General features: G+C 55.4%; 14 protein-coding genes, 1 tRNA gene and 2 pseudogenes. 6 read left to right on the top strand and 11 right to left on the bottom strand.

Going from position 1 to position 12,422, the window contains the following annotated elements:
- Positions 1-11 precede the first annotated feature (11 nt).
- The gene (locus EL257_RS09760; protein WP_126362014.1) at positions 12-956 is read left to right on the top strand and encodes an alpha/beta hydrolase; all 945 of its coding nucleotides are present in this window, start codon (positions 12-14) and stop codon (positions 954-956) included.
- Positions 957-970: 14 nt separating this feature from the next.
- Here the strand turns inward: EL257_RS09760 and EL257_RS09755 are convergent, their stop codons facing one another.
- A complete protein-coding gene (locus EL257_RS09755; RefSeq protein ID WP_126362012.1) occupies positions 971-1,300 on the bottom strand; it encodes a hypothetical protein in 330 nt (109 codons plus the stop codon).
- Between the two features lie 210 nt (positions 1,301-1,510).
- Here EL257_RS09755 and EL257_RS09750 point away from each other — a divergent pair, with 210 nt between their 5' ends.
- From EL257_RS09750 to EL257_RS09740, 3 genes are read left to right on the top strand one after another with little or no spacing between them, the layout of a single operon-like run.
- Positions 1,511-1,795, top strand: coding sequence for a hypothetical protein (locus tag EL257_RS09750; protein WP_419866594.1), 285 nt, complete (start codon positions 1,511-1,513; stop codon positions 1,793-1,795).
- Between the two features lie 43 nt (positions 1,796-1,838).
- Positions 1,839-2,237 carry a hypothetical protein gene (locus tag EL257_RS09745; RefSeq protein WP_232013073.1) on the top strand — a complete coding sequence of 133 codons (399 nt, stop codon included), beginning with the start codon at positions 1,839-1,841 and terminating at the stop codon, positions 2,235-2,237.
- A gap of 53 nt (positions 2,238-2,290) precedes the next feature.
- The gene (locus EL257_RS09740; protein ID WP_126362008.1) at positions 2,291-2,530 is read left to right on the top strand and encodes a hypothetical protein; all 240 of its coding nucleotides are present in this window, start codon (positions 2,291-2,293) and stop codon (positions 2,528-2,530) included.
- Between the two features lie 488 nt (positions 2,531-3,018).
- On the opposite strand, the gene EL257_RS09735 is transcribed toward EL257_RS09740, so the two are convergent.
- The 3 genes from EL257_RS09735 to EL257_RS09725 all read right to left on the bottom strand — a co-directional run bounded on the left by EL257_RS09735 (position 3,019) and on the right by EL257_RS09725 (position 5,508).
- Complete coding sequence (locus EL257_RS09735; RefSeq protein WP_126362006.1) at positions 3,019-3,234, bottom strand: hypothetical protein; 216 nt, start codon at positions 3,232-3,234, stop codon at positions 3,019-3,021.
- A 223-nt stretch (positions 3,235-3,457) separates the two neighbouring features.
- Positions 3,458-3,589 (bottom strand): hypothetical protein, encoded by a 132-nt coding sequence (locus tag EL257_RS28205; RefSeq protein ID WP_269471995.1) that lies wholly within the window; start codon positions 3,587-3,589, stop codon positions 3,458-3,460.
- A gap of 842 nt (positions 3,590-4,431) precedes the next feature.
- The gene (locus EL257_RS09725) at positions 4,432-5,508 is read right to left on the bottom strand and encodes an acyltransferase family protein (protein WP_126362002.1); all 1,077 of its coding nucleotides are present in this window, start codon (positions 5,506-5,508) and stop codon (positions 4,432-4,434) included.
- Between the two features lie 950 nt (positions 5,509-6,458).
- Here EL257_RS09725 and EL257_RS27915 point away from each other — a divergent pair.
- Positions 6,459-6,670, top strand: a pseudogene (locus tag EL257_RS27915) (hypothetical protein).
- Positions 6,670-7,279 (top strand): annotated as a pseudogene (locus EL257_RS09710) (phage integrase Arm DNA-binding domain-containing protein); the annotation flags it as partial. The pseudogenes EL257_RS27915 and EL257_RS09710, both read left to right, overlap by 1 nt.
- Positions 7,280-7,460: 181 nt before the next feature.
- Here EL257_RS09710 and EL257_RS09705 read toward each other — a convergent pair.
- From EL257_RS09705 to rpmI, 7 genes are all read right to left on the bottom strand, one after another.
- A tRNA-Pro gene (locus EL257_RS09705) sits at positions 7,461-7,537 on the bottom strand.
- 89 nt (positions 7,538-7,626) lie between these two features.
- On the bottom strand, positions 7,627-7,983 hold the full coding sequence (locus EL257_RS09700) for a MerR family transcriptional regulator (RefSeq protein WP_003179985.1): 357 nt from the start codon (positions 7,981-7,983) through the stop codon (positions 7,627-7,629).
- Positions 7,964-8,266, bottom strand: coding sequence for an integration host factor subunit alpha (gene ihfA, locus EL257_RS09695; RefSeq protein WP_002553164.1), 303 nt, complete (start codon positions 8,264-8,266; stop codon positions 7,964-7,966). Before ihfA ends, EL257_RS09700 begins: the two co-directional genes overlap by 20 nt.
- Before the next feature lie 3 nt (positions 8,267-8,269).
- Positions 8,270-10,648 carry a phenylalanine--tRNA ligase subunit beta gene (gene pheT / locus EL257_RS09690; RefSeq protein WP_126362000.1) on the bottom strand — a complete coding sequence of 793 codons (2,379 nt, stop codon included), beginning with the start codon at positions 10,646-10,648 and terminating at the stop codon, positions 8,270-8,272.
- 26 nt (positions 10,649-10,674) lie between these two features.
- Positions 10,675-11,691 carry a phenylalanine--tRNA ligase subunit alpha gene (gene pheS / locus EL257_RS09685; protein WP_126361998.1) on the bottom strand — a complete coding sequence of 339 codons (1,017 nt, stop codon included), beginning with the start codon at positions 11,689-11,691 and terminating at the stop codon, positions 10,675-10,677.
- Between the two features lie 109 nt (positions 11,692-11,800).
- Positions 11,801-12,157, bottom strand: coding sequence for a 50S ribosomal protein L20 (gene rplT, locus EL257_RS09680; RefSeq protein WP_002553161.1), 357 nt, complete (start codon positions 12,155-12,157; stop codon positions 11,801-11,803).
- 27 nt (positions 12,158-12,184) lie between these two features.
- Positions 12,185-12,379, bottom strand: coding sequence for a 50S ribosomal protein L35 (gene rpmI, locus EL257_RS09675; RefSeq protein WP_002553160.1), 195 nt, complete (start codon positions 12,377-12,379; stop codon positions 12,185-12,187).
- Positions 12,380-12,422 lie beyond the last annotated feature (43 nt).

The following is a 12,422-nucleotide window of genomic DNA, read 5'->3' as shown; positions in this document are numbered from 1 at the left end:
TGAAACGTTTAATGTTCATTGCCTTCATGACCCGTCTGCGTCGCCGCCGCTTAGCGTTCGCCTGCATGGCCGCGCTGATTATCGGCGTGCCGACGAGTTGTGCCGTACTCGAACATACCGAACGCACACTGCTGTTTCGCATCGAACCGGGCACCGCTGGCTGGTATCGCGGCTTGCCTGGCAGCGTGCAGGAACTTGATCTGCAACCGAAGAGTTTCAGCGCCGGGCAGAATATTCACGCCTGGTGGTGGCCGGCGGAAAAGCCCAACGCGCCGGCCATCCTTTATCTGCATGGCGTACGCTGGAACCTCACCGGGCAGTTGTTTCGCATCGAGCAGTTGCGCGCGGCGGGCTATTCGGTACTGGCCATCGACTATCGCGGATTTGGCCAGAGTAAAGGCGATCTACCCTCGGAAAGCAGCGTTTACGAAGATGCGCGGGTGGCGTGGGAGCGCTTCAAGCTCCTGCAACCCGATCCGAATAAACGGCTGATCTACGGTCATTCGCTCGGCGGAGCTGTTGCAATCGATCTGGCCGCAGAACTGGGTCAGGATGCCGCGCGCAAAAATACACCGCTGCCGGTGCGCGGTCTGGTGATCGAGTCGACGTTTACGTCATTGGCGGACGTTGCCGCCGCCGTGGCCAATACCTCATTGCCGGTGCGCTGGCTGCTGTCGCAGAAATTCGACTCCATCGACAAAATCGCCGAGATCCACATGCCATTGCTGGTGGTCCATGGTTTGGCAGACGCTTTCGTGCCGCCGCGTTTCAGTGAGCAATTATTCAACGCCGCGCAGCAACCCAAACGCCTGCTGCTGGTGCCGGGCGCGACGCACAACAACAGCATGGCGCTCGGCGGGCAGCAATATCGCAAAGCGCTCGATGCGCTGATGCAGACGAAACCGCTGCCACGCGTTGCCGGGCCGACCAGCGTCAAAGCGTCCCGCGACTCCTGATCCGTGTGCGACTTTCAGCGCCGCGCCAGTTCATGCCGGACACATTGCTCGTAATACGTCTGCTTCACCGCCGCCGGCCTTAGCTTCGAGCTGCTGTTGTAGGTCTGCTCGGTAATTCCCATCGCGGTCATGCGCATCCACGGTTGCTGAAACCTGCGGACTTGCAACTGCTTGCGCGCGCCGTACAGGGAGACTCCAGACAGTTTCGATTGTTGGGCGCCGGCAGCAATATCCGAGCCCCAGACACAGGCGAATCGATGCCCCTTGCTCAATTCCTTTGCCTGAAGCCCCGAGGCGATAACAGCCAGAGAAAGCGCTGCAACGGTGATGACAATCGTCCGCATGATGCCAACCTAACCTTTTGAAAAAAGGCGATTTTGCCGATGACCGCGGCGCTCGGGGGCCAGCACTTTGCCGCTTTCTCCCTGTTTTTTTGAATTGATAGTCATGCGGCTATTCGTATCGACTCTGCCGAATGCGAACGGCGCTGTGCCGCCGGTCCGGTCGTCCGCACGTTCCGTAGTTGAGCGCTTCCAAGGAGTACATCCCTTGGCTTGGATATCGACGTTATGAAAAACAAAATTGCTGTCTGCGGACTGGCCGGTCTTCTTTCGATGAGCCCACTCTTTTCATTGGCGGCCGACACAACGGCGGGATCTCCCATGCCCCCCGCCGCTGTTCCGGGCATGAATCATGGCAGTTCTGCATCGAAAGATGACAAGGCTGACAAAAAAGGCGAAGAAGCGTCGGGCTCAAATTCCGGTGCCGAATCACACGAAACGCAAAAGGACGCTGCCGGTTCCAGCGACACGAACGATATGAAAAAACCCGCGCAGTAAATTTTCCCGACTGATCAAGGCGATTCGATGGTGGCGCTGAGCCATGAATGCTAAGGTTCGTGCTCAAAATCAAGGATGGCGCGTCATGATCCAAAGATGTCTTGCAGCAACGGCGGCTATGTTGATCAGTGTTTACGCGCATAGCGCCGATTTGCCAGACGATGGTCTGGCGGAATGCACACGGGTTGAAAACTCGGCCAAAGCCGTCATGAAAGCCAGACAGGGCGGCGTACCCGTGGCCACGCTCGAACAAATGGCTGACGCGGCAGAGAAGGAAAACGAATACGTAGGCGGCTTGTACAAGACCTTGATTCAACAGGCCTACGAAATTCCGCAATATCAGGACGAAGTGAAGCGGGATAAAACGATTTTCGAGTTTCACAAAAACTTCTATGCCGCCTGCGTTGTGACGCTTGAAAGGACCGCGCGCCCTAAAGGCTGAGCGCAGTCACCGAGAACACCGCATTCGAACAGTGACTGGACGGGGTAGATCTCATGCAGAAACTCGATGGACCCAGGACTGCCCAGCAGGAACTGTTCTTCGACCTTGAAGACGCCGCTGCAATTCTCGGCTGGTCGGTGAGTGAACTGACCGCCAGCGCTGGGCGCTCGGCTGCGCCGAAGGAAGCGATCCTTTTGATGAAAATGTGTTCGCTGCTTTCGGCCCAGCAAGCAAAGCTCCGCAGCTATGCAGACGAGGTGAAATTGCAAAGGATTGTTCGGGGAAGGCTCTAGCTGATGGATTTCCTGCACTTGCGGGGAAACTTGTTTAACGCCCTTAGCAGTTACGACAGCCGCGCTTCATCCGGCGCATAGTCAAAAGGTGCGACTGCAAAAAAAATGAATTAGCGCCCTGCCCCCTCGGTCAAGAATTATGAACGCAGTAAATCTGACGAGGTGACAGCAATGACTATCCAAGCAGAGACACTCGTACAACTGACCGAGGCACTTCAAGAGCGCGGTTTGAATCTGGTTTCGGATGTGCACTTCATTCGTGCTCCTTACCGATACAACCATCGCTGGATCTGCAGCGTAGAGTAACCATGCTCATTGCCGGCGGTTTGGGCTGAAAGTCCACCGCCGGCTCCTTTTTGCTGTCTTGCCCCTCTTTCGTCGACATCATCCAAATACCGTTCAGCCGCTCTTCAATTAGCTAGATCATTCTGCGAGGCAATGAAAACCCGACTCTCGGTCGGGTTATGTGAGCGCGCTTGGGATGGAGTCTACTTCGCTCCGCCGTTATCGCGGCCCGTCTGGGCGTCCTGATCAGAGCCGGGGTTACCGGGCGGCGGATTCCAGTCTTCCGGCCGTTCGTCAGTGCCCTGCTTTGGCTCCGACTCAGCCTGATCAAGACCGGAATCATGGCCTTCGCCAGAGTCAGGCGCTTGCTCGCTTGGTCCAGGGTATGGCGCTTCAGGGCCGTTATTGTCGTCAATCATCACTCTCTCCCGTCAGTGGCGCAGGGTCTGCGCTTACAGTTGAGAGAGGAGACGGAATCCGGGAGTGCGATTCGCTCGACGAGCGGGCATGAAAAAAGCCCCGTTCAATGACGAGGCTTTGCGTGTGAATGCTGATGCGCGAGATGCGCAGGATGGTGATCGGCGAAGCCAGCGAATCATCAAAAGGCTGAAAGAAGCCGCATAGCCCGCCTGAGCGGGCCGATCAGCAACTGCCCGGCGGGATGCCGTCCTTGTTGAAGTCCTTCAAGCGCTCGCGCTCCTCTTCTGTGGAATGCGCAGGTGTCGATTGATCCGGTACTTCTTCCTCTGGGATTTCAGTTTTTTCTTCGGTCATTGCCATGCCCTCATTGTGGTTGCTCTTTCGGCATCGGCCGAGGGCTGGCGGTTCCGGACGGCGGGCAAAGTAGTCGTAAGCCCGATCAAAAAATTTCCGCGGGCGCGACGTCGCGATCCAAGCTTACGCCGATATCGCACAGCACCCGCCGCTCGGCCCGGCAGGCTGAACTCGACCTGTCCGCTACTCAGGAATACGGCAGTCTTGATACGCCGCAAGTGGCAATCCGGATTTGGAGCGAACAACGACGCCGGTAAGGCCGCAGAAAGTGCAGCAGGCATGCTTTTCGTGATACCACGTTGTAATTTGGCTTGGTGCAGGCCATTGCCCGCATGCTGTGCAAATGCACCTGTCGCTGGCAAGAATCTCGTCGCGGTTGTTCCAACCGTGATCGTCGGCCGATTCATCTCCCCTCCGCACTCAACGGCAACCCGCGGAGCGGATGAGTGCATCCGAGTTACGGGGATCAATCATAGATGTATCAGTCATAGAATACATGGCGGAACAAACGGATCGCCAAACAGCCAAACGGACGTGTCGACTTGGGCGGCTGAAGACTTCGAAAAGCATGCATTTGCAATCGCTGACGTGATGCTTGCAGGCGCAAAAGTCACGCGCATGAAAAAGGCCAATGCTGCGAACATTGGCCTAAGTCATTGAATAGTATGGTCGGGACGGAGTGATTCGAACACTCGACCCTTAGCACCCCATGCACGCAGTAACCTAGCAAACTTTGGCATACGGTTGATTGCTCTGGCGCTTGCTGCAATCGAATAGCAAGAAAGAAGCTTATGTCGGTAGAGTCGGGCATCTTTTATTAAGGGATTTTTATGATGGAGCCCTCATTGCCTAGCAATAATCCTGAGAGCGTTTTTTTCATTGTAAATCGCTAGAGCCTTTTTCCCAACATGCAAGCCGTACCGTTCAATAGTACGATGGGCCAAATAACACAACACGAACAACACTACAAGAATCTGAAAACTTCGTGGAATAGAAAGTACCCCTACCTTGTCAACTAATATGCCGACATAACCCCAAATCCAGTTATGAAACAAATATACTGAATACGTAAGGTTCGATAAAAGCCGGATTAGAGCACCATCAGCCAACCTATCCATATAAGAATACGCCATCATGAAGATTGCAATTGCCAACACTGCAAAGTTCTGATCCTTCCAGTTTGGCTGGATAACCGGAACTTCCAGAAGAAACACGAGCACTATCAATGCCCCAGCGAACCAAGACAATGCAGCACTTATGAGTTTCACATGAGCTAGATAGATCAACGAACCGATGAAAAGGAAAGGGGCGTATAACGTAAAATAACCCAATGACAAACCGGGTGCGCTGGGGAACGGCTGAGCCAGGTAAAGACTCAAGGTTGTCAAAACATAAATTAATGGCATTACTTTTGGGACAGATAAACACCCTATCCACGACAGCAAAGCCATGAATAAATAGAAAACGACCTCAATGCGAAGCGTCCACTCGACGCCCCCCAGCCCCATAGGTGTTCCTAAAAAGTCTCCAATTAGCAACAACCTTGGAATTAGCACCCCAAGGCTTGGCATTGAAATACCTTGAACATATGACTCCAACAGTACCTGCATAATTACCGCAAAAGCATACAGCGGATAAATTCTGAACACTCTTTTAATTAGAAATTCGACCGGCCTTTCAGCAGATAATACATGCGTTATGATATAACCAGATGTAAGAAAAAAAACAACAACCCCTGCCCCTCCGGCAGCTGTAACCGGCAATAGAAGCGAGATGAATACCTTCAATGTCGAATGAATATTGGGATTTACGGTAGACTCAAGCAATTCAATATAAAACTTATGCCCTATTAACACGCTTATAAACGCAAATATTCGCATATAGTCCAGAAAGACAATTCTGCCTTCAATTCTTTTCATTGCGATACAACTCCATGCGCCCCGACGTTCGGAAGGTGCGGAGTTTATCGTTTTGCTCAACCAAGAACACCCTCACCGTGAAAAAAAAGCCGTGTAGGGCGGCATAAAAGGACATTGTTTTACACCGAAGGGGGATCGGGCCAGTCTGGGTTTTCCACGGAAACGACGGAAGCGGTTAGGGCTCGATAGTAAGCTTGCCCAGACTTTGCAGTAGCGACCTCCTCATAGGAAGCGTCTCCTAACTGGAGAGATAGCAGAGCTGGTGCCATTGATTGAGCAGCAGAGGCCTGCCGATGATCCAACTCGCCTTGATTCCTCCTGACTATTCTTCAGGAGTCAACTGCGTAGGAGAAGGCGCAGTAAGAACGCCGTCAATATAGGTCCATCCAATACCGTCACCCCGAAGACCGATCCGCCCCCCCCTTCCGGGCGCGATCACAAGACTTCCCATGGATGTATCGCCGCCGCCCCCTGCACTATTGGTCGCCCCCCAGTTCCTCTGGCGCCGATCGAAACCTGCCGGCATCAACTCCGAATGTACGAGAACGAATTCGAAGCGCTCACACTTCAGTTGAAGCGGGCGCTGAAAAATATTTAGGGCTTGGTAGGAGACAACGATCGGCTCACGCAGGAGCGGAACTCTCTGAGAGAGGCTCATGTCCTTAGAGTCAAAATTGCTGACTGAAAAACGCAGGTTTGCTCAAGTCGAGGATCAGCGAAACTATTTAGGAGTTCGAGAAGGCCGTCGACCACCTACTACGATCTACAAGTCGAAATTCATGGAAGAGGTCCCCGACTGGATTGAAAAGCTATACGGCTACCTCACCTACGAGCGACAGCTTCCTTGCCTAACTCCTGACTGGTGACGCAGCTCGAATACGACACCGAGTGGTTCCCTACTAAAACCGAATAACTACCTTCTACCGCCACGCGTGGCGTGAAGCATCACAATGAGAAAAGAGCTGCTCAAGATCAGTGAGTTCCAGTGCCGGCGCTGGGCGAGAGCGACACGCCTCCGTGCCCCCAAGCAATCCGCCACTACATCCGAAACGGCTAGGTGCCCGGCGAGCAAATCGGCAAACTCTGGTACGTTGATTGGACAGCGTTCGGCCGGTCGGACGGCAATGACCTGATCGCGATGGTATTGAAAGGAGCTGCATGATGGTCCCACGGCCGCGCAACAAGGCGAACAAGAGCCTACCGCAGAACCTGTACTTCGATTCGCGGCGCTCGGCCTATAGCTGCCGCCGGCCCACCGACGCTAAGTGGTTCCAGTTCGGCGCCGACCGGATCAAAGCGATCGATGCCGCGAAGCAGTTGAATTTGGAGTTCATGCGCGGCGCTGACCTGGCCGGCGCCGTGATGGGCAGCACATCGGAATCATTTGCCGGGTTCCTGGACATATACGAGCGCGAGGTGCTGCCGCCACGGGAGCTGGCGAAAGGAACATTGGGCTTATACGCCGTGCACTTCCGCCGTTTCCGGAAACAGTTCGAAGGCAAAGCGGTCGACCAGATCACGATACGCATGATCGCGGAGATGCTGGACGCCTTAACGCCGCGCGCTGCGAACCAGTGCCGCGCGCTGCTGATCGACATTTTCAACCACGCAGCGGCCAAAGGCCGCTGCCCGAACAACCGGGCCGCCAGCACTATTAATCGCATCGAGAAGAAGCAACGCAAGCGACATATCGTCGAAGGCCATCCGGGAGAAGTCACCGTTCTGGCTGCAGAACACAATCGACCTCGCGCCCATTACGGCGCAGCGCCGGCCATGCAAGCGAGACCATGACGAAGACCTACCAGAAAGACCATGCCGAAATCATCTGGGCAGAGGCAATTCTTGATTTGAATATCAGCGAAATCACCGGGTAGTTTCGCGCAAGTTTTGCGCAGGCACAAAAAAGCCGATCCATCTGATCGGCTTAAGTGTCTGATTTAAATCAGAAATAATGGTCGGGACGGAGTGATTCGAACACTCGACCCCTAGCACCCCATGCTAGTGCGCTACCGGACTGCGCTACGCCCCGACTGGTGTTGCGGATCGCCCTTCACCTCGAAGAGCGCTCAAGAATATATCGCAAGCTTTTGAAAACTGGAAGTATTCAAACGCAGCTTTTTATTTCTTGAGAACCACCAGCACATCTTCCAATTCAGCAATCATCTGCCGGATCATCTGCTTGTATTGAGTGGTGTCATCTTTGGCTTCGTCGCCGGACAGGCGCAGGCGTGCGCCGCCGATGGTGAAGCCTTGATCATAAAGGAGCGCGCGAATCTGCCGGATCATCAGCACGTCCTGGCGCTGATAATACCGGCGGTTTCCGCGGCGTTTGACGGGGTTGAGTTGAGGAAACTCCTGCTCCCAATAGCGCAGCACGTGTGGCTTTACGGCACACAGCTCGCTGACTTCACCAATGGTGAAGTAGCGTTTGCCCGGGATGACGGGTAGTTCGTCGTTATGACTTGGTTCCAGCATAAGCCTCAACTCGGGCCTTCAACTTCTGCCCTGGACGAAAGGTGACCACACGGCGAGCCGTGATCGGGATTTCTTCCCCCGTTTTCGGGTTGCGGCCAGGCCGCTGGCGTTTGTCCCGAAGGTCGAAATTGCCGAAACCCGACAATTTGACCTGCTCGTTGTCTTCAAGAGCGTGCCTGATTTCCTCGAAAAACAGTTCGACCAATTCCTTGGCTTCCCGCTTGTTCAGGCCCAGCTCTTCATACAGACGTTCCGCCATCTCAGCTTTCGTCAAAGCCCCCATACGTCACTTCCTTAACGTGGCGTTCAACCTTTGTTCGAGCGAGGTGAGGATATTTTGCGTCGTCGAATTCACCTCATCGTCATTAAGAGTGCGCGATGGATGCTGCCAGGTCAAGCCAACTGCGAGGCTTTTTCTATCAGGATCAATGCCTTTACCCTGATATACGTCAAACAGCCTGAGATCTGTGAGCCATTCGCCTGCATTTTCACGGATTACGTCCAGCACGGCCGAGGCCGCGACGTCTTTGTGCGCGATCAATGCAAGGTCACGACGCACTTCAGGAAAGCGCGACAACTCGTGGAATTTCGGCATTTTACCGAGTGCGACTTCGGCCAGAACCAGCTCGAAAACGAACACAGGACGATCCAGACCCAGCGCCTTCGACAATTCCGGGTGAATGGCGCCGATGAAACCGACTTCGCGGCATTCGCGCTCAATGCGCGCGGTTTGGCCAGGGTGCAACGCCGGGTGTTTGCCCGGGGCGAAACTGAACGAATCCAACGCCCCCGCGAAGCCCAGAACTGCTTCCACATCGGCTTTGACGTCGAAGAAGTCAACGGTGTCGCGGCCTTGCGCCCAACCTTCCGGCAGACGGCTGCCGCAGACCACACCGGACAGCATCGGCTCTTGCTTCAAGCCTTCAAGTTGACCGACGAAGCGCAGACCACTTTCGAACAGACGCACGCGATCTTGCTGACGATTAAGGTTGTGCTGCAGTGCTTTAACCAGACCCGGCCACAGCGACGAGCGCATGGCTGCCATGTCGTTGGAGATCGGATTGGCCAGCAACAGCGGCTCGACGCCCGGGCTGAACAACTCGAACTGACGCGGATCGATGAAGCTGTAAGTGATCGCTTCCTGATAACCACGCGCCACCAGCAAGCGACGCAGCTCAGGCAAATCGCTACGCGCTTCAGCCTTGGCTTGTGGTGCCAGGCGGGCTTGCGGGTAACGAACCGGCAAACGGTTGTAGCCGTACAAGCGAGCCAGCTCTTCGATCAAGTCGACTTCCAGACTGATATCGAAGCGATGGCTTGGCACTTCCACGCGCCACTGCCCTGCCCCGTCGGCAGAAATCTTCAGACCCAGGCCACTGAGCAGACGCTCGACCTGTGCCGAATCCATTTCCATACCGAGCATCTGGGTGATGCGCTGGGAACGCAGCGTGATCGGCGCGATCGACGGCAGATGTTGCTCGCTGACGGTTTCGATGATCGGCCCGGCTTCACCGCCGGTGATTTCCAGCAGCAAGCCAGTGGCGCGCTCCATGGCTTCACGGGCGAGTTGCCAGTCGACGCCGCGCTCGTAGCGGTGCGATGCGTCAGTGTGCAGGCCATAGGAACGAGCCTTGCCCGCCACGGCGATCTGATCGAAAAACGCAGACTCCAGAAACACGTCGCGAGTCGTCGCGGAAACGCCGCTGTGTTCGCCACCCATCACACCGGCAATTGCCAAGGCGCGAGTGTGGTCGGCGATGACCAGCGTGTCGCTACGCAGACTGACTTCCTGACCGTCGAGCAAAACCAGCTTTTCGCCCTCTTCCGCCATGCGCACGCGGATGCCGCCATTGATTTCGGCGAGGTCGAACGCATGCAGCGGCTGACCCAGCTCGAGCATCACGTAGTTGGTGATATCGACCGCAGCGTCAATGCTGCGTACGTCGGCGCGACGCAGACGCTCAACCATCCACAATGGGGTTGGCTTGGACAAGTCTACGTTACGGATAACCCGACCCAGGTAACGCGGGCATGCGGCCGGTGCAAGCACCTCCACCGGACGCACTTCATCGTGTGCGGCCGGGACGACATTTACGACCGGACGAGTCACCGGGGCGTCATACAACGCGCCAACTTCACGGGCCAGACCGGCCAGCGACAGGCAGTCGCCACGGTTCGGGGTCAGATCGACCTCGATGCTGGCGTCTTCGAGATCCAGGTACACTCGGAAATCTTCGCCCACTGGCGCATCGGCCGGCAGCTCCATCAGGCCGTCATTGCCTTCGCCAACCTGCAGCTCAGCCTGCGAGCACAACATGCCGTTGGACTCAACGCCACGCAGCTTGGCCTTCTTGATCTTGAAATCGCCCGGCAGTTCGGCACCGATCATGGCGAATGGAATCTTCAGGCCCGGACGCACGTTTGGCGCTCCGCACACGACCTGGAACGTTTCCGCACCATTGCTGACCTGGCACACGCGCAGCTTGTCGGCATCCGGGTGTTGCTCGGTGCTCAGCACCTCGCCGACCACGACGCCATTGAATACACCGGCGGCCGGCGTAACGCTATCGACCTCAAGGCCGGCCATCGACAGACGAGCAACCAGCTCGTCGCGGTCTACCTGCGGGCTAACCCAGCCACGCAGCCATTGTTCACTGAATTTCATCCTGCTCTCCTAAGAATTCGTTACGACTAGCGAAATTGCGCGAGGAACCGCAGGTCGTTGTCGAAGAACAGACGCAAGTCGTTCACGCCGTAACGGAGCATGGCCAGACGCTCGACGCCCATGCCGAAGGCAAAGCCGGAAAATTCTTCCGGGTCGATGCCGGACATGCGCAGCACGTTCGGGTGAACCATGCCGCAGCCCATCACTTCCAGCCAGCCGGTCTGTTTGCAGACGCGGCAGCCTTTTCCGCTGCACATCACGCATTCCATATCGACTTCGGCGGATGGCTCGGTGAACGGGAAGTACGAAGGACGGAAACGTACGGCCAGTTCTTTTTCAAAGAACACGCGCAGGAATTCTTCGATGGTGCCCTTGAGATCGGCAAAGTTGATGTCGCGATCAACCAGCAGGCCTTCGACCTGGTGAAACATCGGCGAGTGGGTGATATCGGAGTCGCTGCGATACACACGGCCTGGGCAGACGATGCGGATCGGCGGTTGTTTCGATTCCATGGTGCGGACCTGTACCGGCGAGGTATGGGTGCGCAGCAACATGTTGGCAGTGAAATAGAAGGTGTCATGCATCGACCGGGCCGGGTGGTGGCCTGGGATGTTGAGCGCTTCAAAGTTGTGGTAGTCGTCTTCGACCTCTGGGCCTTCGGCAATGCCATAGCCGATGCGGGTGAAGAACTGTTCAACACGTTCCAGAGTCCGGGTAACCGGGTGCAGACCACCTGAGGTCTGGCCGCGGCCGGGCAAAGTCACGTCAATGGATTCGGCGGACAGCTTGGCAGCCAGTTCGGCTTCCTCGAACAGAGCCATGCGCGCGTTGAGAACGCCTGTAACACGTTCCTTGGCAACGTTGATCAGGGCGCCGACTTGCGGACGCTCTTCTGCCGGCAAATTCCCCAGGGTCTTCATCACCTGAGTCAATTCGCCCTTTTTACCAAGGTATTGAACCCGGATTTGCTCCAGGGCATTGATATCTTCAGCGCTTTGCACAGCCTCTAGTGCTTGAGAGACCAGCGCATCCAGGTTTTCCATGTACAGACTCCAGATACAAAATAGGGGAAGAGCTTGAAGGCTCTTCCCCTATTTATGACGTTTAACACCTGGCCCCACAGAGGTGAGGCCGGGTGACTGTCGGGGGTACTTAAGCCAAGGTGGCTTTAGCTTTCTCGACAATCGCAGCAAACGCCGCTTTTTCGTTCACTGCCAGATCAGCCAGAACCTTACGGTCGATCTCGATGGACGCTTTTTTCAGGCCAGCGATGAAACGGCTGTAGGACAGACCGTTAACACGAGCACCAGCGTTGATACGAGCGATCCACAGAGCGCGGAACTGACGTTTTTTCTGACGACGGTCACGGTAGGCGTATTGGCCTGCCTTGATTACCGCTTGCTTGGCAACACGGAATACGCGGGAGCGTGCGCCGTAGTAGCCTTTAGCAAGTTTCAGAATTTTTTTGTGACGCTTACGGGCAATGACGCCACGCTTTACACGAGCCATGAGTTACTTCCTCTATTCTTGACTAAATTAACGAAGGCGCAGCATGCGCTCGACTTTTGCCACGTCAGACGGATGCAGCAAGCTGCTACCGCGCAGTTGACGCTTACGCTTGGTCGACATTTTAGTCAGGATGTGGCTCTTGAAAGCGTGCTTGTGCTTGATACCGTTAGCAGTTTTCAGAAACCGCTTAGCAGCACCACTTTTGGTTTTCATTTTTGGCATGTTCGGATACTCCGCATTCAGTTGATAAACATAATCAGAAGGC

This window comes from Pseudomonas fluorescens (genome assembly GCF_900636825.1).
Taxonomy (GTDB): Bacteria; Pseudomonadota; Gammaproteobacteria; order Pseudomonadales; family Pseudomonadaceae; genus Aquipseudomonas; species Aquipseudomonas fluorescens_BG.
Note: the sequence above shows the minus strand (reverse complement) of the source record. Positions and strands in the feature narration are given on the sequence as shown.

Excerpts from the sequence above, each read along its gene's own strand:
- pheS (WP_126361998.1), bottom strand. The coding sequence starts at position 11,691 with ATGGAAAACCTGGATGCGCTGGTCTCTCAAGCACTAGAGGCTGTGCAA.
- EL257_RS09745 (WP_232013073.1), top strand. The coding sequence starts at position 1,839 with ATGAATGCTAAGGTTCGTGCTCAAAATCAAGGATGGCGCGTCATGATC.
- pheT (WP_126362000.1), bottom strand. The coding sequence starts at position 10,648 with ATGAAATTCAGTGAACAATGGCTGCGTGGCTGGGTTAGCCCGCAGGTA.
- EL257_RS09735 (WP_126362006.1), bottom strand. The coding sequence starts at position 3,234 with ATGATTGACGACAATAACGGCCCTGAAGCGCCATACCCTGGACCAAGC.
- ihfA (WP_002553164.1), bottom strand. The coding sequence starts at position 8,266 with ATGGGGGCTTTGACGAAAGCTGAGATGGCGGAACGTCTGTATGAAGAG.
- EL257_RS09725 (WP_126362002.1), bottom strand. The coding sequence starts at position 5,508 with ATGAAAAGAATTGAAGGCAGAATTGTCTTTCTGGACTATATGCGAATA.
- EL257_RS09755 (WP_126362012.1), bottom strand. The coding sequence starts at position 1,300 with ATGCGGACGATTGTCATCACCGTTGCAGCGCTTTCTCTGGCTGTTATC.
- EL257_RS09740 (WP_126362008.1), top strand. The coding sequence starts at position 2,291 with ATGCAGAAACTCGATGGACCCAGGACTGCCCAGCAGGAACTGTTCTTC.
- rpmI (WP_002553160.1), bottom strand. The coding sequence starts at position 12,379 with ATGCCAAAAATGAAAACCAAAAGTGGTGCTGCTAAGCGGTTTCTGAAA.
- EL257_RS28205 (WP_269471995.1), bottom strand. The coding sequence starts at position 3,589 with ATGACCGAAGAAAAAACTGAAATCCCAGAGGAAGAAGTACCGGATCAA.
- EL257_RS09760 (WP_126362014.1), top strand. The coding sequence starts at position 12 with ATGTTCATTGCCTTCATGACCCGTCTGCGTCGCCGCCGCTTAGCGTTC.
- EL257_RS09700 (WP_003179985.1), bottom strand. The coding sequence starts at position 7,983 with ATGCTGGAACCAAGTCATAACGACGAACTACCCGTCATCCCGGGCAAA.
- rplT (WP_002553161.1), bottom strand. The coding sequence starts at position 12,157 with ATGGCTCGTGTAAAGCGTGGCGTCATTGCCCGTAAGCGTCACAAAAAA.